We start from the raw sequence: 25,151 nt of genomic DNA, 5'->3' as shown, positions 1-25,151 counted from the left end.
TATCTTCCGGTTTATTTGGAGAAAACGATAAAAACGGTTTGTCATAAGAGCAGCTTACTTTTTTGCCAATGGAAGAAGGGATTATGTATGTTAAAAACGTTAGATTCAGCACTAAAGGTTCTAAAAATGTTCACAAGAGAAAAGCCGGTGTGGGGCGGCAGGGAACTGGCAAATGAATTAGGGATGAACCACACTAATTTATACAGGATTCTTGAAACATTTGAGAAAAATAGATTTATCATAAAAGACGAGGTTACAAAGAAATACTCACTAGGATATGCTACATGGGAACTAGGAGTCATTATGTATGAAAGCCTGAATGTCCAGAAATTAATCCGACCTATTCTGGAACAATTGATGGAAAAGACAGGAGAATCGATTTTTTTTACGATATTAGATAGGGATGAGGCTGTGACACTTGAAGTAGTGGAGCCGGAAAATAAAGTTAAATTTTCGGTTTCGGCTGGGAGCAGGGCACCTCTATATGTCGGTGCTTCCTACCGGTCGATCCTTGCTTACTTGCCTGAGGAGTTTGTAGATGCATTGATTACGGGAGGGCTGGTAAAATACACGAAAACGACGATGACCGATCCGGATGAATTAAAGGCAGAATTGGAAAAAATCCGTGAACAAGGATGGGCCCAAAGCCAAAGTGAATATACCGAAGACGTGATTGCCCTGGCTGTCCCTTTAATTGTCGGAAGGGAAATCATTGGGTCTATCACTGTTTCAGGCCCGACTTACCGGATGTCGGATGATAAAATCCAGGAATATCTTCCGTTATTAAAAGAAGCAAGAGATGAAGCCGAAAGAGTGATCCAGCGTTATCAACTGAAATTCAAAGCTTAAGGCTTTAGGAGGATCGACGATTATGCACGAATTGAATTCCTAGTAATATCGTTCAGTATGAAAGAAAAAGGATACGTTCTAACATTCCGAAGGGAGAGGGTTTGCCTTCTTCTTTATTTTGTTGTTTGAAAATTTTGATAAGGTTGAAAATATTGACGAATTATTTGGAGTTCACGTAATATAGATACAGTCGTTTTGTCGTTCAAAATATTATATAAAATGGCACAGCTAATGCGCTTACGTTTTACTCTAAAGAAGATATGTAAAAGAGAGCAGTAGATAACGAAATGGTTAGCATTCCAACAATGATAGGGGCCACCTATTTAGGCTCATATAGATTTGTAGAAATCCATATTGGTTAAAAATAGTGGTAAACGATTTATTTAATGATCTAGTTATTAAAATCCTATAGCTAATAGACAGAATTTTATTAAAAAGGGTAGGTGGAAAAATGATTTTTAATGAGCAGTATATAGCAATAAGTGAGCTTGCCAAAAAGATTTTTGAAAATCCAGAGCTTGGTTACAAGGAAATCAAAACCAAAGAAACAGTTATCAATTTTTTAAGAAAGATAAATCCAAATATTTATATAGATGAATTTAGTACAACAGGTTTAAAGACTTCATTTTATAACGAAAAAGATTTAACAATTGCTTTTATAGCTGAGTTGGATGCAGTTTATGCTCCAACACATAAGTCGGCTGATCCGGAAACTGGAGCGGCGCATAATTGTGGCCATTATACTCAGGTAGCTATTGCATTAGCTTTGTATCGATTTTTCTATCAATCGGAAGCCTATAAAAAATATGATTTTAATCTCACATTTATTTTTGTTCCTGCTGAAGAATATTTAGATTTAGCCTTTCGTGATGAGTTAATGGCTAACAAAAAAATATCGTATTATGGTGGGAAACCTGAAGCAATGAAACTAGGTGTTTTTGACGATATTGACATTGGTATTTGTGTCCATGCAATGGCCGGGGAGTTTGCTGAAAGAACGATTGAAGTTAATTGTGATCTTGCAGGGTTCTTGTATAAAAAGTATACCTTTAAAGGAAAAGCGACACACGCGGGTTTCGATCCTTTTTCAGCTAAAAATGCGTATAGCATGTCTACGTTATTTAATGTGGCATTAGGGCTTTCACGTCAACAATTAAAAGATTCGGAAATGGTTAGAATTAACCCTATTGTGATCAATTCAGATATGTCGACAAATGTCATCCCAAATAATATTACCGTTGGAACCGATTTAAGAACACAATCGGTTGATTACATGAAAGAGGCAGCCATGAAAATGGATGATGCTGCTAGAGGAAGTGCAATAGCACTGCAAGGAGAAGTTTCGATTGCAACTCAGATGGGTTATCTACCATTTGTACAAAACCGCTATCTATCAGAATTTGTTGTAAAAGCATTTCATAAAAACAATGACATTAAGGCTATATCAAATGGTAATGCGATTAGTGCTGCTGGAGACATAGGTGACCTCTCTCTCATGATTCCTTGTATTCAAATTGGATATAGTGGCTTTACTGGGACCATCCATGGGGATGACTTCATCGATATTGATCCTGAATACATTTATAAAGTCTTTCCAAGATTTTTATCGCAAGTATTTGAAGAGTTAAACGGAAAAATTGATAAAACAAAACTTTATAAACGAACATACAAAGACTATGAAAAACTGATTTTATCAATCATTGATTAATTACTAAGCAGAATAGAGGTTTGTTGAGTGAAATCTAATTTTATTTATTTACTTATTTTTTCACTAATCGTAATCGCTGTTTCAGAATTTATTGGATTTCAATCAATTCCAATAGGTTTTATATCTTTAAATTTGTTACCGTTAGTTTTTGCTATTGTTATTACAATGGTGTTCGGTCTTTCGTTCCTTCGAAAAGGAATTTTAAAGAAGATATACAGTAAAGATAATGTTGAATTTTCTAGTAAGTATTTAATTTTCATTATGCTTCCATTAATGGCGAGATATGGGGCGGATGTTGCACCAAAGCTAGAAGAGATATTACAAATAGGCTGGATATTTTTATTACAAGAGATAGGTAATTTAGGAACCGTTCTTTTCGGCTTACCTATTGCAATTTTAATTGGTTTAAGAAGAGAAGCGATTGGAGCTACATTAGGTTTAGGTCGAGAAGGAGAATTGGCATATATATCAGAAAAATACACCCTTGGTTCGGATGAAGGGCGCGGCGTATTGTCTTTATATATCATAGGAACGTTATTTGGAGCTATTTTCTTTAGTATATTTGCACCTATTTTACTACAATTTGGGTTTAGAGTTGAAGCATTAGCAATGGCATCAGGGATGGGATCTGGCAGTATGATGACAGCAGCATCCTCCTCTTTAGCAGCCATTATGCCTGAAAAGGAAAGTACCATCATTGCTTATGCATCAGCAAGTCAATTATTAACAAGCTTTTTAGGAACATTTACTATGGTATTTTTGGCAGTGCCTTTACAGCGATTTATGTATAAGCTAATGGTTAGAGGTGGGGAATAATGGAGATAGGGTTGAATAAATATGTAAAATTAGGCTTAGTCATTCTACTAAGTGTTGGATCAATCTTATTTACACAAGAAATGAAGCTCCTGAAAAACCCTGAATCTACACCAGTCACTTCAATGACTATTATTGGATTGCTGATATTATGGTTGTTTTCAATGCTCGGTATCCTTGTCTCTGATTTAGCAAAGAAATCTCGAATTAAAGTTATTCAAGATTTTCCAGTTCTGGGTTGGGTTTCAATTGCTTCTCTTGTTTTCTGTTTAGTTTCTGATTTTTTTATAAATGCAATTAGTGCAGTCGACTTTCTTTCAATCACAACACCAATCCTTACGTATGCTGGTATTTCTGTTGCGGATCGTTTAATGGATCTAAGAAAGATATCTTGGAAAGTTGCGATTGTTGCTGTATTAGTCTTTATCGGAACATATTTAGGAAGTGCACTTCTTTCGCAACTTGGTTTATTCATTACAGGAAACTAAAGTTTAGAATTTGTATAAAAAAATCAAATTCACATGAAAGATTCGGCTCAGACTATATTGAAAATGGGGAAAGTATAGCGGCAAAAATTTTTGTAAAACGAGACAGCTTTTGTAAATAAGTAGTCTCATATTGTTAAGCAGTATGAATGATGACCTTAATCGGTAAAAAACTTGAACTCTTTAAGCTAGGAGCAAGTAAAAAAAGATCCAAACCATTTACGTTCTAAGGTTACAAAATCTATATAACATAATGCCAAAATTGAGATTCCTAAAATACAAGAGATGTTGAAGCATGGGACGGTTTGGAAAAGTTCTATTCAAAGCTATTCGATGGAGAGCTTCCAGGTCTAAATATCCTAAATCGCGTAAGCATAAATCACCTATTTGTACCGTTTGTAAACAAGTGGAACCGTCGGTTCGATCATTTTGTTTACCTGGTCCTGAGTGAACATGAAGGAATTGGCCACTAAGAAGATCATATTCTAATTGAATCTTAACACCAGCCGTATGGCTGCTACCTCCTGAACCTTGATACATGGAAAAAGCATCAGGTAGTTGGAAGGTGGTTGAATCTAACACTCGAATACGTTGAAAGATAGAAGCATAACGGTGAGGAAGGATCTCAGATGAATTCAGCTTTTCAGTAAGAAGATGAGCTAATACCTGCTGAAAAAGCCGTACGGCTGCAGGGTTAAATCGCTGATTGAGTCCTTCCGTGCTCATCAATACCCCTGTAGAGGATTCGAGTTAACTACATAGATGTGATAAAGAGGTGCTCGCCACTTGTTGACTCATCCATACACATAACGCAACTAACTCCTGAGCACGAAATTTACTACTTCTTTGAACAAAGCCTACCTCTTTAGCCAGTTGTTGAAGAACCTGAGGAGACAAACTCACCGTTGTAATTCTTGGGAAAAGAGGTTCAATTCGTCTAAAAGCGAAAGACTCATGAAAAACGCCATCCTTTCCTATTTCTTTACAGAAAGAATAGCGTTTTTGGCGATTTGGGGGTATTAATTTGCCTTAGCTTGATGGGCATGTGACGCTACCCCTATTTTGAGTGTAATCTATTGAATAGAGGATGACAACTCTACTTTGCGGCTAGAGGAGCAACCCTGTCACTAAGCCAAAAGTATTAGAAGGTAAAGCTTAATGTTTAATCAAATGTGAAAATTATAGGGGTTAAAAGGAGCAACTTTAAAATGTTATTAAATAGATACTTGTTGCCACTTGTAAATACTGTTAAAGCCGATGTTAAAATCCCCAATATAGCCGGAATAAAATTCCCTATCTAAAATAGAACCATAGGTTTGAGAGGAGCTATGGTTCATGAAAGCTTACCTATCACTATAGTAAATCATTGTTGATAGACTGAACGGCAAAACCGATCAGTCTATTTTTTATCAATAAGGTCCGCCTTTGTGGACTTTACAGCTGAACAAAGGCTTAATTTTAAAGGACGGTTTCCGTGTGACCGGGTTAACTTCCGTAGCTATGTTATTTTTTTCAGGGGGTGTTGGTATTGGAATCGGGGCAGGATTTTATGTAATAGTAATTTTCTCGGTTTTTATACCCTTACTTTGGGTAAAATTAGTCAGGTTATAGAGAATAGAAAAGAAAAAGAATTAAAGGGATCAAAAATTGAAACCAAGAAAACACGTGAGTCGGAACTTTTTGTATCAAAAAACAATTTATTTTATTTCGTCACAGAGCTTTTCTCAGGTACAATTTGTGATCATTTTGTTCCTTAAAAAACCACGGCCAAAGTGATTGATTTTAGCATCGCATCTTCACCTGGGCAGATAAAGAAAGGGAGGGAACACGCCAGTTCATGGCTCCAGAACAAGCTTGCGGGGAAGCCGAGCGTGAATGAAATAGCAAAAAGTCTGAAAAAGTGCTTGTAAACTATCGATGATTAAAGAATAAAAATCTACGGAAAGCATTAAATCGTATCAATTGTAGCTTCCTTTTCAAATTAACAAAGCAATAGTTGTCGAGGAAGCTCCTTGAATAAAGGTAGTGCTTTTGTTTGATTTCCGAGTCTTGTTTACATAACCCTGCTCATTGGTACCGACTTAGATTAAAAATCTAAAAATTCAAACCATTGAAAATATATTGACAATAATCAATGAATTATACTATAGTTTAGATGTAAAAATTCCTTTTAACGGTAATCAATTCCGTTATACGGAAAAATGGTAAGGAACTTAAAACAAACCCTATATGTATGAAAAGATTTTATGAAAATAAGTTCAAAGGGGAGGCGCTTTATTAAGGGTCATCGGGATTTAATTAGAAGAAAATAGTTAGACACTATAAAATTGGAGGTGTTTTTATTGGGTTCTTTACCTGAACAGCAAACGGAGTTGCCGGAGGAGCAACATAAGGTACTAGAGAAAGGCATCAATCCGTTTGTACTAATGTTTATTGTGATTTTAATAGCAACTGTTTTGACGTATGTTTTACCTGCAGGTCATTATGAAAGAACCGAAACGGACGGGCAGACCGTAGTCGATCCATCTAGCTTTGAATTTGTTGATTCTTCACCAGTAGGGCTATTGGAGATGTTCAACAGTGTCCACCTGGGAATGATAGAAGGAGCTTCAATTATATTGTTCGTCTTTTTGTTTGGCGGGGCGCTTGGTATTATGCAGGCGACAGGAGCACTCGATTCATTCATTAAATTTGTATCAATTCGATTCGGTTCAAAAGAAAAACTGTTTATTCCGATGATGGTATTGATTTTTGCATCGCTAGGCACCCTTATTGGATCGGCGGAAGATGCTTTGGTTTATATCGCCATCATTGTTCCCATGACGATAGCCTTAGGATTCGATGCCCTTACTGGTTTTGCTATTGTAATGCTTGGGACTTTGGCGACTGGTTTTGCAACTGGTATTACGAATCCGTTCAACGTTGGAGTTGCCCAAAGTATTGCCGAGCTTCCGATCTATTCTGGGATGGGACTGCGTATCGCTGTTTTTGGTGTCTATTTCATTGTTACCGTACTGTATATCTACTTTTATGCAATGAAAGTTAAGAGAAGCCCCGAATTAGGGGAATACGGAAAATATAGCCGGAAAACCGAAGCACCGACCGACAAAAACTTTAAGATCAGTAAAAGACACCGGATCGCTTTATTGATTTTATTGTTAAGCTTCATCGGATTAATAGTCGGTGTCATCAAGTTAGGTTGGTACATAAGTGAAATTGGAGGCTTGTTTTTATTCAGCGCAATTATGATGGGAATCATTTCAAGAGTATCTGCGAATAAGATGGCAGATGGTTTTATTTCAGGTGCTCGTGATATGGTTCCAGGGGCACTGATCATAGGCTTTGCATATGCAATTGTCGTAATTGTCACGAGCGGCGGTTTACTGGACACCATTTTATATTATAGTGCAAGCCTGGTTGAGCAGCTTCCTCCTGCAATAAATGCGGTAGGAATGTTCATAGTACAATTATTTATCAACTTCATCGTTCCATCCGGAAGTGGACAAGCGGGACTGACAATACCTATAATGGCACCATTAGCCGATTTAATCGGAGTTACAAGACAAACTGCAGTACTTGCCTTCCAACTAGGAGATGGGATATCAAATATGATCTTTCCTACTTCTGGGGTTCTGCTGGCAGGCTTGGCATTAGCAGGGATACCTTATACAAAGTGGATCAAATGGGTTTTTCCATTTTTTTTGATCCAGGTTGCTGTTGCGGTCATCTTTTTGATGATTGCTCAAAGCATTCAATATGGCCCTTTTTAAAAGGTAAGAACATCGGGTACATAGATGCAATGTCCAGTTCCAGCGCCTAGGTGCTCGAGGTTGCTTCGATTCTTCCGCAAATACAAAAGTGTGTTTGGTTTCAGAATCTCCAGCGCTTATCGTACCTGAGCAAGGTGCTTCCGCTTTTCTATTAAACTACCAAAAAATAATAGGAGGTTTTTACAATGAATCCAGTACGAGAATCGGTGAAAGATGAGGTCATTACATGGAGGCGTCATCTTCACGAAAATCCTGAACTCTCCTATCATGAACATGAAACTTCAGAATACATTTATAATCTATTGAACACTTTTTCAGGATTAGAAGTTACGAGACCGACTAAAACGAGCGTTTTAGCCGTGCTAAAAGGATTGAAAACATCTGCGGAAAAACGATATACGATCGCGTTTCGTGCAGATATCGATGCACTTCCGATTGAAGAAGAAGCTGATGTTGATTTTAAATCTAAAAATCCAGGTGTCATGCATGCATGTGGTCATGATGCACATGCGGCAATGTTATTAGGGGCTGCAAAGACTCTTTCCGAAAAAAGAGAGGAGATCAGCGGAGAAATTCGTTTCATCTTTCAACATGCTGAAGAGGTGACACCTGGAGGGGCTCAGGAATTAGTGGAAAAAGGGGCTATTGATGGTGTGGATTATGCATTTGCACTTCATGTTACCCCATATGAACAAGCAGGGACGATATGTATTAAGGAAGGAGAGTTGTGCGCCGCTGCGGATGACTTTGAGATAAAAGTGATTGGTCAAGGTGGGCACGCTTCCACACCAGAATTAACGATTGACCCACTGGTGATTGGTTCAGAAATCGCCACGAATATCCAACACATTGTTTCAAGAAAAATTTCAGCACTGAAAGCTCCAGTTATTTCTGTAACGAAGTTCAATTGCGGGAATGCCCTGAACGTCATTGCGGAACAGGCAGAGCTTGGTGGAACCATCCGTTCTTTAGACCCTGACAGTCGTGTGAAATCAAGGGAATATCTAGAACAAATTGTGAATGGTATTACTGAAACTTATGGGGCAAAGTACGAAATCAAATGGGAGTTAGGTTACCCAGCTGTTGTAAACCATATCGATGCCGTAAACATCTCAAGAGCTGTTGTAGAAGAAGTCTGTGGAAAAGAAAACTTGATCAACGTCGAGGAACCCTTATTTGGAACGGAGGACTTTTCATCTTTTTCTGAAGCTGTTCCTGCTTCTATGCAGTTCATTGGTGTTCATAACGATGCTTTCGGTAAGGCTTTCCCTTTACATCACCCTAAATTTAAAATCGATGAAAAAGCGTTACAGTATGGGGTGGATTATTTTGTGAAGATTGCAGAAAAACTGACTTGTGATTGATTAAAACTAATGAAATAGTTGATTCTTTCAATTAGTAAGGAGCTAGCCTCAGAATCTGGACTAGCTCCTTCCATTTTAACAGGTAAAGAAAGTATAACTTTTTAGCAAGAAGAATAACCGACGTTGATCCATGTACTTGTAATGGAAGGGGCAATTGATGTTTGCCGGGAGTGGGTTCTTATCGCAAGGATGTAATGTCTAGCTCCAGCGCCCAGCCTCTCGGATCACTTCAGGCTATCTGCGGCGACAGCCTCCTCAATGGCCTTCCAGGCACCTTCGTGGCAGACCAGGGCGCTTGCGCTTTTCTTTATTTAGTTTAGTAATCAAAATACGAGAGAAGGAATCCTTCCCCGAACCCTCTCAACTAGCCTTGATATCCCAATTTTGCAGAGATCCGCTTTCCCGCTTCTACAACTTTTTCAATCAGGAACTCAAGTCGATTGTCTGTAAGGTTGAAATTGACGAAGCTGACGCTTACGGCACCTTCCACTTTACCTGAATGACTCAGGACGGGTACAGCAACAGAAGATGTCCCTTCCGTCCTTTCCGAGTGACTGACTCCATAACCCAATTTCTTCGTTTCACTCAAAGTCTCCCGAAGCTTCGGTCTTTCCTGCTCAGGAAGGACTTCCTCGATAATGGTATCCGCTTGTTTTTCGGGCATATTGGCGAGCATTACTCTGTTAGCCGCTCCGATATGCATCGGAATTCGTATTCCAAGTTGATCATATACCCGAATTGAACTTTTCTCGGAATCGATCCGTTCGATGATGAGAGCCTCGGTCCCTATAGGCTTGCTGAGATAGACGCTTTCCTCTACTTCGTGAACAAGCCTTTCTAGTTCGGGTCTTATTTTGCTTACATAATCCATCGTGTCATATACTTGTAGGCCATATTCAAGCCAAACCGTTCCAAGTCCATATAATTTCGTCCGCTCGTCTTGCTGGATCATTTCATGCTTGATCATTGATTTCAGCAGGCGGTGCATGGAACTGACGGGAAGTTCGCATTTTTTGGATAGTTCTGTAATGGATAGCCAGCTCTCCGTTGAATTGGATGCCAGTATTTTTACTACACTCATGGCTCGATCGATTGCTTGCATTGGAGCACCCCCTAATACTCCTATTATACCTTTTGTCATTTTCGAAGTACAAAACCAAATTATCAAACAATTAGAAATATATTGACACCAAATTCTAGGTTCTTTATATTAAGAATATGAATTCCTTTTGACGGAATATTTTTCCGTTCAACGGAAAAGGAGTGGGGATATGATGTATTGTTCATCCATGTTCAGATCGTTGGAGCGTGTAATTGTAAAGCATCCAAACGAAGCATTCATCAGCCAGGAGAATGTCAGCAAGCAATGGGAATTGTTCAATTATATCGAGGAGCCCGACTTCAATGAAGCACTACGGGAATATCAGGCTTTCATATTAATTTTGGAAAAGCATGTCCCGCACATCGATTATTTGCCTGCTTCCTCTGAAGTGGGTTTGGATTCCCTCTATGTACATGATCCTGTTAAGTTCACGAAAGAAGGAGCGATCCTTTTAAAATCTGGGAAACGTTCAAGACAGCATGAAACAGAGTCATACAGAAAATTTCTCGCAGATAAGGATATCTCGATAATCGGTGAATTGATAGGAGATGCTGTTGCTGATGGAGGAGACATCGTCTGGCTTGATGATAGGACACTCGTTGTCGGGCGCGGTTACCGTACAAACGATGAAGCGATTCGCCAGTTAAGGGAAATGACTGCCCATCTTGTCGACGAATTCATTGTGGTCCCTCTTCCACATGACAATGGTGAGGAAGAGTGTCTCCATCTTATGTCGATAATCAGTATGGTGGATGAAAATCTTGCAGTCGTGTATTCAAGGCTTATGCCCGTATTTTTCAGACAGCTTTTGATCGATCACGGAATCCGCTTGATCGAGGTACCGGTCGATGAATACGAGAATCTTGGTTGTAATGTACTTGCGTTGGCGCCGCGTGTCTGCGTGATCGTTTCGGGTAACCCTTCGACAAAACAGCAGCTGATTGACGCGGGAGCTTCGGTTTATGAGTACAATGGATACGAAATCAGCTATAAAGGTACAGGCGGACCGACTTGTCTCACTTGCCCAGTCGTTCGCAAATAAACAAATGGAGGAACTCAGTTATGTATAAGAACGTTATTGTCAAGAAACCAGGGAAAAGTTACGTGAATGGTTTGACCACATCCGACCTTGGAAAACCCGTTTATGAAAAAGCGTTGGAACAGCATGATGCTTATGTTGAAGCTTTGAAAAAATGCGGTGTTTCCGTTACTTTTTTACCTGCAAATGAGGAATTTCCGGATTCGACTTTTGTAGAAGATACTGCTGTCCTGACACCGGAATTCGCTGTTATATCAAACCCAGGGGCTGTTTCCCGGAATGGGGAAACGGGAGAAATCGAAACGGCTCTTAAAAAGTTCTATGATACGTTTCATTACATAAAAACACCCGGGACGCTGGATGGTGGGGATATCCTTCAAATTGAAGATCATTTCTATATCGGTATTTCCGACCGCACGAATGAAGAGGGTGCACGTCAATTGAAAGAAATCCTAGAGTCGGAAGGCTATAAAGGGAAGATTGTTCCCTTGCAAAAGTTCTTCCATCTTAAAACAGGTATCTCCTATCTTGGTAAGGAGTTGATTATAGCTGCGGGTGAATTCGTTGACCATCCGGATTTTCAACACTATAAAAAAATCACTGTTCCACTTGAAGAAGAATATTCGGCCAACTGTATACGTGTCAATGACTATGTCATCATTCCGAAAGGGTACGAGGAGACGATCCGCCAAATCAATGAAGCCGGGTTTGAAACGATTGAACTGGAAATGTCTGAATTTCAGAAACATGACGGCGGTTTAAGCTGCCTATCCTTACGGTTTTAAGATTGATCAAATATATCTATGTGAGGGGTAGAAAGGTGGGATGAGTTTTGTTGGAACAGGTTCAAAAACAGGATGAGTTGGATCAAGGTCAAAAGCACAACCAATTAAATCGCGCCATGAAGAGCCGTCATTTGTTTATGCTGTCGCTCGGTGGTGTCATCGGAACGGGGCTGTTTCTAAATGCAGGCTTCACAATCAACCAGTCTGGAGCTGGAGGGGCCCTTCTTGCGTACTTGTTCGGTGGGTTGATTTTGTACATGGTCATGGTCTGTCTAGGGGAACTAGCGGTTTATATGCCCGTAACCGGATCATTTCAGACCTATGCTTCACGGTTCATCAGTCCATCAGTTGGCTTTTCGCTCGGCTGGATGTATTTCGTCGGCTCGGCCGCAACAGCCGGAGTGGAATTTACAGCAGCCGGCATCCTCATGCAACATTGGTTTCCGGATTCACCTGTTTGGATCTGGTGTGCGATTTTCATTGCTGTTCTGTTTTTATTGAATGCATTGACCACCCGTGGCTTTGCCGAGGCTGAATATTGGTTTGCAGGTATAAAGGTTGTTGCTGTCATTTCGTTTCTCATCATTGGTTTTTCGGCGATTTTTGGAATCATTCCATTAAATGACCGCCCACCCCCCTTTTTTGAAAATTTAGCTCCCTCGGGATTGTTCCCTGCAGGAATTGCAATTGTGTTCATTACGATGATGAATGTCATCTTCTCTTATCAAGGTTCTGAACTGCTCGGAATTGCAGCTGGGGAAAGTGAAGAACCGGAAAAAAATATTCCGCGTGCGATCCGGAATGTATTGATACGGATCATCGTGTTCTACATTGCCTCGATCGTAGTGTTGTCAGCTATTTTCCCTTCATCAGAAGTCGGTCTGCTTGAAAGCCCGTTCGTGTCGATGATGGAAATTGCCGGTATTCCTTTTGCAGCAGACATCATGAATTTTGTCATTCTGACTGCAATCCTTTCTGTCGGGAACTCTTGTATTTACGCATCAACACGCCTTCTTTGGTCGATGGCCCATGAAGGAATGGCACCGAAGATCTTCGGCCGTCTTTCAAAACGGAAAGTTCCGTTCACAGCTTTGGTTTTTACGATGCTCTTTTCGCTCTTGTCTTTATTGACCAGTTTTATGGAAGCAGATACGGTATTCGTCCTACTCATGTCGATTGCAGGGATAGCCGTTACGATTTCGTGGATGGGGATCGCTTTGTCGCAGTTCATGTTCCGCCGGACCTATTTGAAAGAAGGCGGAAAACTGGAGGATTTGAAATTCAAAGTTAAGCTTTATCCTTTTGTTCCATTGTTCTGTCTCGCTTTTTGTTCGTTCATTCTCGTATTCTTGGCGTTTGACCCGACGCAGCGTATCGGCCTTTTTTATGGAGTAGGATTTTTCGTATTTTGTATGCTGTTCTATCGGTTTAAACTTTCTAGATAGATAAGCACCGAAAAATTTTGCGGATTGCCTCAGTGGCTTGAACAAAGCAGTCCAATTCAATCATATAGTTGAAAACATTTTAAAGGAGGAGGCATTTGCATGAGCCGATATTTATGGGATACGCCCGATTCACTACGTACACTGTTATGCGAGCTTGTCAGCTGGGAAAGTCAGACATTCACGAAAGGGGAGCGAGAATTCGCTTCGAAAGTCCAAGCGAAATTGATCGAACTCGATTATTTCAAAAACAACCCTGATCACATTACACTTCATGACGCGGGCCTCGGGCGGGATCTTGTAACGGCTATGTACAAGCGTCCTGACGTAAAGGAAACCATTGTATTGATCAGCCATTTTGATACCGTCCAGACCGAAGAATACGGTGATCTTGAGCCGCTTGCGTTCCACCCAGAAGAACTTACAAAAGAACTGTTTAAGCGTAAAGATGACTTACCGGTAGAAGTACGTAAAGACCTTGAATCGGGTAAATACCTCTTTGGTCGGGGAACGATGGATATGAAAATGGGGCTGGCACTTCATATGGCCATGATTGAAAAGGCGAGTGTTGAACAATGGCCAGTAAACCTACTACTGGTAACTGTTCCGGATGAAGAAGTCAATTCAGCCGGTATGCGCGCTGCAGTGAAAGAACTCGTTCTTTTACGTGAAAAATATGATATCTCTTATAAAATGTTCTTGAATAGTGAACCGACGTTTACACAGGAGCCAGGGGATACAAAGGATTATATTTATACTGGAACGATCGGGAAGATCATGCCAGGTGCACTTTTCTATGGAAAGGAAACGCATGCAGGTGAGCCGATGAAGGGGATTACAGCGAACTATATCGCTTCTTTCCTTACTCAGCGTATGGAGTGGAATTCGTTGTTCCGTGAATCCGATCTTGGTGAAAGCACACCGCTACCTGTGTCGTTGCAACAAAAAGATCTGAAAACGCAATATTCGACACAGACACCATACCGTGCCGCGGCGCTTTATAATGTATTCATTTTTAAACGTACTGCTGATGAAGTAATAGATTTATTCGAGCAAGTTGCACAAGAGGCCGTGGCATCATGTAATTTTGCATTCAAATCTATTTGCGAAAAGGAAAACGTTGAAGGTGTCGGCACTGTACGTACGATTCGGTATGAAGAACTTATCCATTATGCAGAGAATAAGTTTGGTGCTGAATTCATTGGGAAATTAAAGGAAGAAACGTTTAAAAATACAAGTTGGGATGACCGTGAAAAATCGATAAACCTCGTCGATAAGCTGATGATCCAATGCTATGAACTTGCACCGGCTGTCGTCTTGTTTTTCGCACCGCCATACTACCCGGCTGTCAATACATCTCGGGACCCTCTCGTAATCAATTCCGTAAAATTAATGAAGGAAGTGGCGAGTCGTTTTAATGTCGAGGTAAATCAAATTCACTATTTCAATGGTATTTGTGACCTGAGTTATGTCAGCTATATGGACGAAGATGACGGATGGACTGCCTACGAAGGGAATACACCGGTATGGGGTGAAACGTACAGCATTCCATTTACCGATATGCTGCAGCTGAATGCTCCTGTTTTCAATGTCGGTCCGTTCGGAAAGGATGCTCACCAGCGTACGGAGCGTCTCCATATTGATAGTGCTTTTATCCAAATGCCCGTTATGCTTGAAAGTTTGATCAAGAGCATGTTTCCGAAAAGGAAAAATATGAGTCAGCATTCTATGAACAAAATATCTTGACTCAAGGAGAAGGCCTCTTACTGGGCTTTCTTCTTTTTGTCGTGTAGGAAACTATAAAAACCTTAAAGCTTTGAAGACGACCACCGGCAAAAAGCGAGAAACTGTTCATTAAGGCTTAGTGACAGGGTAGCTGCTCTAGTCAGTCAGATAATTTATATAAAATGTAATTCGAAGGACCAGCTTACTTTGGTAATCCTAATTTGCTTTATCTAAATATCTATACAGTGATGTTTTGCTGATTCTAAGTTGCCTCTGTAATTTGTTTGATTGTATAATCCTTACTCATATACATCTTAATGGCCATTTATACTTTGTCTTTTTTCTTGGTAGGTCTCCCGTCCTGGTGGTATATCAAAAGACTGAAGAAGAAAAAATCAAATTCGTAAGAGAGATATTTGAACACGAATACCTCTCTACATGAATTCTTTCATTATTTTATAAAAGGTGTTTTTCTTGAGTTCTAACATCTCGGTGGATTACAAAGAGGATAAACTTTCCAAGTACTTTCTTCTTTTTTCCTCTACTAACTCATGATAAACCAACCAGTCGTAGAATCGAACAAACACCGTTGTAATTCTTGGGAAAAGAGGTTCAATTCGTCTAAAAACGAAAGACTCATGAAAAACGCCATCCTTTCCTCTTTCTTTACAGAAAGAATAGCGTTTTTTGCGATTTGGGGGTATTAATTTGCCTTAGCTTGATGGGCATGCGCCTTTACCCCTATTAAGCAAAAACGTGAAGGGAAAAGGAAGTTTATCGATTTTACGTCCTTAAATACGATCATGATGATACGAACGCCTAAAAGGTGACGGAAGATCCCGAAGATATGAACGAGCCAGTCGATAAGTAGCGGAAAGCCCCGCCATGTTTAAGATACAAAGTCATCAATTTGTTTTAAACGTTTTTTGAATTCATGTTGTTTTTCTATACCATATTTACCAGGCCCACCAGCGTCCAAAACTCCAAGTATTATTTGCATGCCGGACAGCAATCCTTATTGCTTTTACCTCCGAAGTACTCCAATTCGTTGCATGAGCATAGGTATTACCATCATTATCTCCTCTACTGTGTACATCCCATTGTCCATCGCCATTTATATCAATATCAAGCTATACAGTTGCTCCTGGCTCAGGCGTTACAAATCTTCCCCATCCGTATTGTATACCTTGATAATAGCCGATTCTTAACTCTGCGTTATCGACTGTATAGATCGTCTGTCTATGTAAGGTACAATTGGGATTATATAGCCAAAAACGATAAGTGTTGCATGTACTTTTGGTGATATCCTTCGATTCTGTCTCCGCATTCACATTGTCAGGTGATATTCCTACTACAAGCAACAGCAAACCAAGTACCAAAGCCATGACAATCCCTCTTGCCTTTCTCATTTTTAACCTCCTTTGAAAATTTTCACTAGTTAAAATATTTACTACCTATTTTAACAGAATATTTTTAAAATTTTAAGAAATCGGTTGCAATTTTAATTTCGTTAAGTATAATGAGTTCATAAATAAAAACACTTGTTTCTAAAATAGAAACAAGTAAAAGGATGAACTAAAAAATGAGTCTAAAAACCTTAGAAAAATCTTTAGAAGTACTGAAATGCTTTACAGAAGAAAAATCATCATGGGGAGTAAGAGAACTAGCTAATGAAATAAACATGAACCATTCCGTTGTATTCAGAATTTTAAAAACATTCGAAGAGTATGGTTTCTTAGTTCAAAATACTCGCACGAACAAATATGAATTAGGTTTAAAGTTTTTTGAATATAGTTTAATCGTAAGTAATAAATTTAAAATTTCAGACGTTTTTTATCCATACATGAAAGAGCTAGCTGAATCAACTGGGGAATCGGTATTTCTTACATGGTTGGACGGCAATGAGGGGGTTTGTTTGTTAATAGCTGAGAGTGATCAAACAGTGAAATATACAGTATCGGTTGGAAGTAGAAATCCGTTATATGCAGGAGCTTCACATAAAGTAATCCTGGCTTATCTTCCAAGAGAGAAACAAGAACAAATAATTGATAAGGGAATTATTAAATTCACTGATAATACAATTACAAACTCCGAGTTAATTTTTGAAGATTTAAAGAAAATTAAGCAGCAAGGGTGGAGTTATTCAATAGGAGAATATACCAAGGATGTAGCAGGTATCGCTGTTCCTATTTTTAACCGCCACAATACAATAGTAGGTTCATTAACAGTAGCAACCCCTTCCTACCGTATTAATGATGATAAAGCGAATGAAATAATCGAAAAGCTAAATAATACACAAAAACAGCTTCAGCATGAGATTCTTAAACACCAAATTACTTTTTGATTTTTAAAAATATTTTTATAAACAATAGTCAATGAAAGAAGAAGTATGAAAAAAGGTACCGTATTAACTCCGAGATCAAAAGAACTTTAAGGAAAATGTGTCTTTCGAGGTAGAAAACCTATTAAAAAGAGTAAAGGCACTAAAGCCCATTAATTTTTCAATTTCTTTATAGCTAAAATCACACATGAAAAATCGACCTAGATACCAATTATATCTAAAGTAAGAACATTAATAGGAGGTAATTCAAATGTTTGAACAACGAAGAAAAAAGCTTGGCCAATTACTAAAGGAGAAAAATATTGAATCTGCTGTTATTGTGCCAGGATCGAATATGTATTATTTTACCGGACTGAAGCTTAAACAAAGTGAAAGACTAACATTAGCTGTAATTACTAAGGATGCTGAAATGTTATTTATCTCTCCACAGGTGGAATTAATCAAAGTTAAAGAAGTTACTGAAGAAAATGTGTTTTGGTACACCGATGAAAAAGGCCCAGGACAAGCTTTAAATCAATTAAAAAATGTAGTTGGAACTCTCTCTAAAATTGGAGTGGAATACGATCAGATGAGAGTAATGGAGTTAAAGGCTACGAAGACCTTAACGACATCAACTGAAGATATAAGCGGTGTAATTAATACACTGAGAATTTATAAAGATAAACAAGAAATTGAACAGATGCAGCATGCTGTCAAAGTTTTAGAGGAAAGTTTTGAAGCTACACTTCTGTATATTAAACCTGGAGTTACTGAAAGTGAAATTGCCGCTCAGCTTGAGTACGAAATGAGAAAAAGAGGTTCTGAAGGTACACCATTTGGAACGATCGTTGCTTCTGGATATAGAGGGGCTAGTCCTCATGCGCGTGCAGGTAGCAAAAAAATAGATTCTGGAGAACTTATTGTGATGGACTTTGGTTCTATAATTAATGGTTATATAGGGGATATTTGTCGTACAGTGGCAGTGGGAGAGATATCTACTGAATTAAAGGAAATCTATGAAACTGTTAAAGAAGCGCAACAAGCAGCAATAGATATAATTAAGCCTGGAGTATCAGCACATGAAGTGGATGAAACTGCACGTGCAATTATCCGTGATAAAGGATATGGCGAGTACTTTACTCACCGCACAGGACATGGATTAGGTTTGAGCCCCCATGAAAAACCATATATGATGCAAAACAGTACTTTAAAGTTGGAACCTGGAATGGCTTTTACTGTGGAACCAGGAATTTATGTTCCAAAAAAAGGCGGGGTACGAATAGAGGACAATATTATTATCACAGAGGAGGGGTACCTCAATCTAATGTCTCTTCAAAAAGAGCTCATCACTATTTAGAAAGGGGGCGGGGTAAATATGAATATCGAAGAAATCAGGAAGGATATGCCTCTTCATGAACGATACAGCTATATAAACACAGCGGCAGCTTGTGCGCCGCCTCAGCAAGTGATCGATGCGATCACAGACTATTTGCAGAAAACAGCAAGTTTAGGTCCGTACTTGCCTGCATTTCGGAAAGAGGTTTATCAAAAGATAGATGAAACGAGGGCTAAAGCTAGTGAATTTATTGGCGCCGATGCTTCAGAAATCGCTTTTGTAAAAAACGGAACTGAAGGGATTAACTTTGTGGCAAATGGTCTTACATGGGAAGAGGGCGACGAAATTATCCTGGCCGATCTGGAATTTCACAGCAACTATACACCGTGGCTTAAATTACGGGATAAAAAGAAGGTTAGTTTAAAAATTATTGAAACTGATAAATCTGGAGTTATCGATGTAGATCTCATCGTGAAGGAAATTACAAACCGTACAAGGCTAATAACCGTCTCTCATTTACCTAATGCATCCGGCGCTCTTCAAAAGGTAGAAGAGATTTGTAAAGTCGCAAAAAAATATAATGTGCTGACTCTAATCAACGCATCGCAAACTTTAGGCCTCGTCCCTATTCACGTAAAAGAGCTTGGTTGTGACTTTTTATCAGCTTGCGGGCGCAAATGGCTGAGAGGACCAGAAGGGTCAGGAATTCTGTATATCAAAGAATCTTTAATTGATTCTATTGAGCCTACCCTGATTGGCTGGGGAGGAACTACCTGGGATTTTGAAACGAATGATTATAGCTATTTATCTATTGCCAAGAGGGTAGAGGCAGGCTGTCCCATTGTACCTTCTATTCTAGGTCTTGGCACAGCGATTGATTACGCTAAAAATATAGGGGTGGAAAATATCCACAGAAGAGTGAAAACTTTAACAAAATATACAGTTGATCAGCTTTCAACGATAGATGGAGTTTCTGTATACGGGCCGCAGGATATTAAAAACCGTCTAGCAATTGTGCCATTTAACGTAGAAGGGTTACATCCCGACAGAATAACTGAATATTTAGAAGAAAACAACATCATCATTGAAGCTGGTACCTTCATGGCGAATACGCTGCTTCAACAGTACGGCATAAATAAAATGGCAAGGCTTTCTCCTCACTATTTCAATACAGAAGAGGAAATTGATACAGTCGTATCGCTTATTAAATCTTTACAGCAAAAAGAAGGGAAGGGACAAAAATAAATAAATACTAAATTTTCACTTGAATCAGCAGAGAAAGGCTAAGAACTTCGGAGCGGACGATAAACAAGATTACAGACAGATTGATTGAGGCTTTCACTACTGCTGGCAGTTTACTGGAAGCGCAAACTAGACAGATTGTTTACCCAGCGTTAGCTGAGCAGAACAATGAACCTATGGATTTTTTAGCAGGAAGCAATTCGCCAAGTAAGAAAAGAAGGGGCAAGAGTTCTTGTGTGTAGCGGCTCTGATGCCAGAATGATGACAGGTGCTGTAAATGCGGATTACCAAGCTTTAAGCGAACTTACGAATAAGTTTGTCGAGTTATTTGAGTCTACTAAAGAAGTAAGGGTTACTTGTGATAATGGCACCGATGTTACTTATTCAGTAGAAGGCCGTAATACAATGGCGGTTGACGGAAATTGCAATAAACCAGGTCAGTGGAATTTCGCTCCTGCTGGCACGACTGCAACCGCTCCGTTAGAAGGAACAACAAACGGCACTATTGTATTTGCTGGAAGCTTAGCACCGTTCGGAATAGTTGATGAGCCTTTAAATGTTGAAGTAAAAGATGGACAAGTTGAAAAGATACAGGTGTGATAGCCATCGCTGTACTATTATTTAGAAAGGCGAAGTTAGAGCTTCGTTTACAGTTTCAGGTCCTACTTATCGTATTACGGAAGAGGATATTTAAAATATTCTCATTCATATAAAAGAAGCGAGTAGTGAGATTATAAAATTAATGGAGAAATACCAATTTGCATTAAACAAGTATTAATAATGAGAAATTAATACTTGTTTAATGCTATAAATGGGAACAATAAATAAAAAAGGTGTTATTGTTAATAGGATCTGGTTCTCGTTGGGGTCTTCTAAATGTAATCGCTAACAGGAATGAAGATCTTGTTTAATCAAAACTGGAGAAGAGCTTAACTCGGATAATGGAGTGCTAAGTAATAATAGAATTTATATAAAAATACCAAAAGTGGTGAAAAACATGAAAGTATCAGCTGCATTGAAACTCGAAGTCTTAAAAGAAGCTAAAATATTAGCTGGAAAAAATGGTGTGAACCGTCGTATTAAAGCAGCTGAAGTAATGGAAGTACCTGATATTAATGAATGGTTAACGGAAGGAATCTTGATTATTTCTACTTTTTACTCCATCAAAGATTTACCAGAGGCACAAATTGATATGTTTAAAGCGTTAATAAAGGAAGATGGAGCAGGTCTTATCATTAAAGTTGGGCGGTATGTGAAGGAATTACCAAAAGAAATGTATGATTTAGCAAATAAACATGACATGCCGATTATAGCATTACCACTCAATGTTTCATTTGTCAACGTATTAACTGTATTGTTTGAAAAAATCTATGAAGAGAAAAAAACATCTCAGATCGAACAATTACAACTAATGAATAAGCTTGTAAATACAGAAGTAAAAAGTTTAAACGACTTCCTTGTAGAACTATCTTCCATTACTAAAGATAATGTATATTTCGAAAGCTGTGATTTCCGTTTAATATCATTTTCAAAAAAAGAAAAAGATAAAAGACGAAAAAATTTTTCCTTTTTAAGTCTCCCTCAATCAGCTATTTCATCTGTTGAGTATAAAAAATATATGAGCATTGACGATTATATTATTGAAGATGACCGGATGATCATCCCAATAGATGAGGCAGGAGAACGTGTAGGATATTTAAATATTCTACTAAAGAATTCCAAGGCATTAGTAGGCATTCTGGAAAGTAGTATAATCAGTATTAAAAAACAAACAAAGCTATTGTTTTTAAAAGATCAATATGATGTTGAAAAGCGATTTTTTCAAGAGAATCAATGGATCAAGAATTTATTTCGTGAAAAGAAGGTACCCGATCATTTTATTATTAGCAATCGGCTCAATTTAGAATGTAATCATTTATATGGATTATTTGCTCTCGACTTTTTTAATTTAAAACAATCGTTTCCGGAAATTTCAAAAAACGAAATGGTCACTCATTTATTATATAAAAAAATATATGAAGTTATAGATCAGAAGCTTCCAAGTTCATTACTCTTTCGCTCAGGTCATTATCTTTATGGCCTATACGTTTGTAATGATCGCCAAAGCCGGTCCATGATGATTGAAATAATTCGTAATATCATAACACAACTCGAACTTGAATTAGACTTTGATATTTATTGCGGCATAAGTCTTATACATGAACAATTGACTGATATCGATAAGGCGACAGACGAAGCAAAGCTAGCTTTACGAATGAGAGAAGATATAAGCATTAAAGATAAAATAATCATTTATGAACAAATGGGAATTAATAAAATTTTGTTAAAACTAAAGAACGATGAAGATGTTCTGCACTTTACTGATGTAACCCTTGGGAAATTAAAATTTAATGATAATGAGAATAAGGAGCTTATCCAAACCCTTAGTATATTTTTAGAGGAAAATGGAAACCATTCAAAAACTTCAGAAAGACTGTACATCCACCGTCGGACATTGAAGTATCGTTTGAATAAGATTGAATCGATTCTAAATATCAACTTGGACGATAGTGATTCACGTTTCTTGCTTTATCTTTTATTAAAAATAAGAAAGTTAAATTCAGTATAGCCGCTTAATGCGGCTATTTTTTTGTAGAAGTCCTAGAAGAGAGACGGAGATAGAGCACTTGATGGAAATTCAGGAAGAACTTTCACCCACTTTGGCCTCATTGAACTTTGTGTTGGCTAATCATGCCATCCTTTTTCCTTCAACATTATAAGAAAGTATACATGAATACCTTTATATTTTGGCATAACAAAGCTAAAAATATCAAAATGAACAAATTTCTCGTAATATCATTGCACATTATGCGGATTACATCATTATTTCAGAAAATTTATAATTAAACAAAAGAAAGGGGGTGTAAGGGACCGGTGTTAGGAATTATACGTGTATTAACCACAGAAGATAAAGCTATTTTGCAAGAACATTCGCGAATTATGAAAGAGGAGTTTAATATTGACACGGTTTCTAGGTGTATTCCTGAGCAATGGAATGGCATACACAATGATGAGACATTGGAACTAGCAGTGCCTAAAATTGAAGTTTTAGTTAAAAGTATGGTTGAGCAAGATGGTGTATCTGCGATCACGATCAGTTGTGCAGCAGATCCTGCGGTGGAAACGAGCAGGAATCTCGTAGATGTTCCAGTATACGGTGCAGGAGAAGTGGGGGCTTACGCAGCACTGATGGTCAGCCGCAAAGTTGGTGTACTTGGTATAACTCCAGAAATACCACCAAATATTGCAAGGATACTTGGTCATAATCTCCTCGATTATATAAGGCCGGAAGGTGTGTCATCTACTGTAGACTTATTAGCTGATGATGCAATGAACCGTGCAACTTCTGTATGTCAAGAGCTAGTCAACAATGGGGCAACAAGTATTTTATTTGCGTGTACAGGCTTTTCTACAATTGGCTTAAAACGTGAGTTAGTTAAAAGCTTAAATGTTCCTATTATCGATTTAGTACAAGCACAAGCCATTGGTTATTCACTAACGAAATAAAAAGGAGGAGATTCTATGAAGCAACAAAGGTTTGATATTTCTTTCGTTATTTTTTCCATTTTAGTTGCCATCCTTGGAGCTATTATCGGAATGCAAATAATAGTAACTTTAGGGATTACTCCTAATACGTCTATTATTGGAGCACTTATAGCGATTCTTATTGCACGTATTCCTATGCAACTTTTTTATCGTTATAAATCATTGGAAAATCAAAATCTATTGCAAACAACAATTTCTTCAGCAACATTTGGTGCAGCCAATAGTTTACTCATTCCAATTGGTTTACCATTCGTTTTAGGAAGACCAGATCTCATTATCCCGATGCTTATCGGTGCAGGAATTGCTTTAATAATTGATGCATTAATTCTTTATAAAGTGTTTGATTCTAAATTATTTGGCGCAAATGAAGCTTGGCCTCCTGGAGTTGCGACTGCAGAAGCGTTAAAAGCTGGAGATCAAGGTGGAAAAAAAGCAAAATTTCTTGGAATCGGAATTGCTGGAGGTATTGCAGGCGCGTGGGCAGGGATCCCAATGTCGGCTTTCGGTGTAGCCTTTATAGGAAATATATGGGCATTATCTATATTTGGTATCGGTCTACTTATTAAAGGATACTCTCTTCCTATATTTAATGTAAATTTAGATGATTTTTATATTCCTCACGGGATGATGATTGGTGCGGGTTTAGTAGCACTTATTCAATTTATTACTATGATTACAAAAGATCGTAAAGCACGTTTAGAAGAAGTAGCAGCAACGACAGTTGATGAAAAATGGGTCAATACCCGATCAGAAAAAGAGGTTACAAGAGCATTCGGATTTGGTTATCTTGCTTTTATCGGTGGCGCCCTTATCGTGGCACTCATTGGTGGACTAGTTTCTGAATTGTCATTTGGACAATTATTATTATTTTTACTATTTGCAGCACTTGCAGCACTTGTAACACAAATCATTGTAGGAGTTGCAGCGATGCACTCAGGGTGGTTCCCAGCATTTGCTGTAACCTTAATTTCGTTAATTGTTGGTATGCTTCTTGGTTTTCCACCAATTGCATTAGCTTTCTTAGTAGGTTACACAGCAGCAACTGGACCAGCATTTGCAGACTTAGGCTATGACTTTAAAAGTGGCGTATTAATTCGAAAAACAACAGATATCAAAAAGGAGTTATATGGCCGGAAAATGCAATTAAAATCAGCCTTAATTGGCTTGGGAGTTGCTATTATTATGGTCGCTTGCTTTCACAACGTATTCTTTGCACAAGATCTAGTTCCGCCTGTTGACCGAGTGTACGCTACAACGATTGAGGCAGGTATTACAGGAAGCGCAGGGATGTACTTACTTCTATGGGCGATTCCAGGTGCATTCATCCAATTTATCGGAGGACCTAAGCGACAAATGGGAGTATTGTTTGCAACAGGGCTACTTATTACATTCCCTATTGCTGGGTGGGCAGTTCTTTCAGGAATTGTATTACGCTTAATCATTCTTAAAGTTCGTGGACCAGAAGCAGAGGCGGCAATGTTTACGACAGCAGCAGGCTTTATTGCAGGTGATGCAATATATAGCTTCTTTACTTCGATTTGGAAAGCGAGATAGTCTTTTAGTCTAATTAGAATGGTGTTAATCGA

19 protein-coding genes and 1 pseudogene are annotated in these 25,151 nt (G+C 38.5%); 17 read left to right on the top strand and 3 right to left on the bottom strand.

Annotated features, from left to right (window positions below; all coding sequences use genetic code 11):
• The first annotated feature begins 87 nt into the window (after positions 1–87).
• The 4 genes from ACJROX_RS28170 to ACJROX_RS28155 all read left to right on the top strand — a co-directional run bounded on the left by ACJROX_RS28170 (position 88) and on the right by ACJROX_RS28155 (position 3,858).
• Positions 88–849, top strand: a complete 762-nt coding sequence (locus ACJROX_RS28170) for an IclR family transcriptional regulator (RefSeq protein ID WP_408008479.1) — start codon at positions 88–90, stop codon at positions 847–849.
• 451 nt (positions 850–1,300) lie between these two features.
• The gene (locus ACJROX_RS28165) at positions 1,301–2,557 is read left to right on the top strand and encodes a M20/M25/M40 family metallo-hydrolase (protein WP_408008478.1); all 1,257 of its coding nucleotides are present in this window, start codon (positions 1,301–1,303) and stop codon (positions 2,555–2,557) included.
• A gap of 27 nt (positions 2,558–2,584) precedes the next feature.
• The gene (locus ACJROX_RS28160) at positions 2,585–3,373 is read left to right on the top strand and encodes a DUF3100 domain-containing protein (RefSeq protein ID WP_408008477.1); all 789 of its coding nucleotides are present in this window, start codon (positions 2,585–2,587) and stop codon (positions 3,371–3,373) included.
• Positions 3,373–3,858 (top strand): hypothetical protein, encoded by a 486-nt coding sequence (locus ACJROX_RS28155; RefSeq protein ID WP_408008476.1) that lies wholly within the window; start codon positions 3,373–3,375, stop codon positions 3,856–3,858. Before ACJROX_RS28160 ends, ACJROX_RS28155 begins: the two co-directional genes overlap by 1 nt.
• A gap of 324 nt (positions 3,859–4,182) precedes the next feature.
• Here ACJROX_RS28155 and ACJROX_RS28150 read toward each other — a convergent pair.
• A pseudogene (locus ACJROX_RS28150) lies at positions 4,183–4,811 on the bottom strand (IS4 family transposase); the annotation flags it as partial.
• Positions 4,812–6,281: 1,470 nt separating this feature from the next.
• On the opposite strand from ACJROX_RS28150, the gene ACJROX_RS28145 reads away from it, so the two are divergent.
• Positions 6,282–7,625 (top strand): YfcC family protein, encoded by a 1,344-nt coding sequence (locus ACJROX_RS28145; RefSeq protein ID WP_408011813.1) that lies wholly within the window; start codon positions 6,282–6,284, stop codon positions 7,623–7,625.
• 185 nt (positions 7,626–7,810) lie between these two features.
• Positions 7,811–8,989 (top strand): amidohydrolase, encoded by a 1,179-nt coding sequence (locus tag ACJROX_RS28140; RefSeq protein ID WP_408008475.1) that lies wholly within the window; start codon positions 7,811–7,813, stop codon positions 8,987–8,989.
• A 364-nt stretch (positions 8,990–9,353) separates the two neighbouring features.
• On the opposite strand, the gene ACJROX_RS28135 is transcribed toward ACJROX_RS28140, so the two are convergent.
• On the bottom strand, positions 9,354–10,091 hold the full coding sequence (locus tag ACJROX_RS28135; RefSeq protein ID WP_408008474.1) for an IclR family transcriptional regulator: 738 nt from the start codon (positions 10,089–10,091) through the stop codon (positions 9,354–9,356).
• Between the two features lie 169 nt (positions 10,092–10,260).
• Between ACJROX_RS28135 and ACJROX_RS28130 the strand changes: the two genes are divergently transcribed.
• From ACJROX_RS28130 to ACJROX_RS28115, 4 genes are all read left to right on the top strand, one after another.
• Positions 10,261–11,133: a dimethylarginine dimethylaminohydrolase family protein gene (locus tag ACJROX_RS28130; protein WP_408008473.1), complete on the top strand. Its 873-nt coding sequence runs from the start codon at positions 10,261–10,263 to the stop codon at positions 11,131–11,133.
• 20 nt (positions 11,134–11,153) lie between these two features.
• On the top strand, positions 11,154–11,915 hold the full coding sequence (locus ACJROX_RS28125) for a dimethylarginine dimethylaminohydrolase family protein (protein WP_408008472.1): 762 nt from the start codon (positions 11,154–11,156) through the stop codon (positions 11,913–11,915).
• 116 nt (positions 11,916–12,031) lie between these two features.
• The gene (locus ACJROX_RS28120) at positions 12,032–13,360 is read left to right on the top strand and encodes an amino acid permease (RefSeq protein WP_408011671.1); all 1,329 of its coding nucleotides are present in this window, start codon (positions 12,032–12,034) and stop codon (positions 13,358–13,360) included.
• A gap of 99 nt (positions 13,361–13,459) precedes the next feature.
• Positions 13,460–15,103 (top strand): M20/M25/M40 family metallo-hydrolase, encoded by a 1,644-nt coding sequence (locus tag ACJROX_RS28115; RefSeq protein ID WP_408008471.1) that lies wholly within the window; start codon positions 13,460–13,462, stop codon positions 15,101–15,103.
• A gap of 1,109 nt (positions 15,104–16,212) precedes the next feature.
• Here ACJROX_RS28115 and ACJROX_RS28110 read toward each other — a convergent pair.
• Positions 16,213–16,491 carry a hypothetical protein gene (locus ACJROX_RS28110; RefSeq protein ID WP_408008470.1) on the bottom strand — a complete coding sequence of 93 codons (279 nt, stop codon included), beginning with the start codon at positions 16,489–16,491 and terminating at the stop codon, positions 16,213–16,215.
• Between the two features lie 173 nt (positions 16,492–16,664).
• On the opposite strand from ACJROX_RS28110, the gene ACJROX_RS28105 reads away from it, so the two are divergent.
• The 7 genes from ACJROX_RS28105 (at position 16,665) to ACJROX_RS28075 (ending at position 25,119) form a co-directional block, all read left to right on the top strand.
• On the top strand, positions 16,665–17,426 hold the full coding sequence (locus tag ACJROX_RS28105) for an IclR family transcriptional regulator (RefSeq protein ID WP_408008469.1): 762 nt from the start codon (positions 16,665–16,667) through the stop codon (positions 17,424–17,426).
• Positions 17,427–17,673: 247 nt separating this feature from the next.
• Positions 17,674–18,759 (top strand): M24 family metallopeptidase, encoded by a 1,086-nt coding sequence (locus ACJROX_RS28100; protein WP_408008468.1) that lies wholly within the window; start codon positions 17,674–17,676, stop codon positions 18,757–18,759.
• 18 nt (positions 18,760–18,777) lie between these two features.
• Positions 18,778–19,983: an aminotransferase class V-fold PLP-dependent enzyme gene (locus ACJROX_RS28095; RefSeq protein WP_408008467.1), complete on the top strand. Its 1,206-nt coding sequence runs from the start codon at positions 18,778–18,780 to the stop codon at positions 19,981–19,983.
• Positions 19,984–20,214: 231 nt separating this feature from the next.
• Entirely contained in the window at positions 20,215–20,580 is a 366-nt protein-coding gene (locus ACJROX_RS28090; RefSeq protein WP_408008466.1) for a hypothetical protein, read from the top strand.
• A gap of 397 nt (positions 20,581–20,977) precedes the next feature.
• Entirely contained in the window at positions 20,978–22,588 is a 1,611-nt protein-coding gene (locus tag ACJROX_RS28085; protein ID WP_408008465.1) for a PucR family transcriptional regulator, read from the top strand.
• Positions 22,589–22,893: 305 nt separating this feature from the next.
• Positions 22,894–23,526, top strand: a complete 633-nt coding sequence (locus ACJROX_RS28080) for an aspartate/glutamate racemase family protein (RefSeq protein ID WP_408008464.1) — start codon at positions 22,894–22,896, stop codon at positions 23,524–23,526.
• 15 nt (positions 23,527–23,541) lie between these two features.
• Positions 23,542–25,119: an OPT/YSL family transporter gene (locus tag ACJROX_RS28075; protein WP_408008463.1), complete on the top strand. Its 1,578-nt coding sequence runs from the start codon at positions 23,542–23,544 to the stop codon at positions 25,117–25,119.
• Positions 25,120–25,151 lie beyond the last annotated feature (32 nt).

Origin of the sequence: Pseudalkalibacillus sp. A8, assembly GCF_045920555.1 — a bacterium.
GTDB lineage: Bacteria > Bacillota > Bacilli > Bacillales > Fictibacillaceae > Pseudalkalibacillus.
Note: the sequence above shows the minus strand (reverse complement) of the source record. Positions and strands in the feature narration are given on the sequence as shown.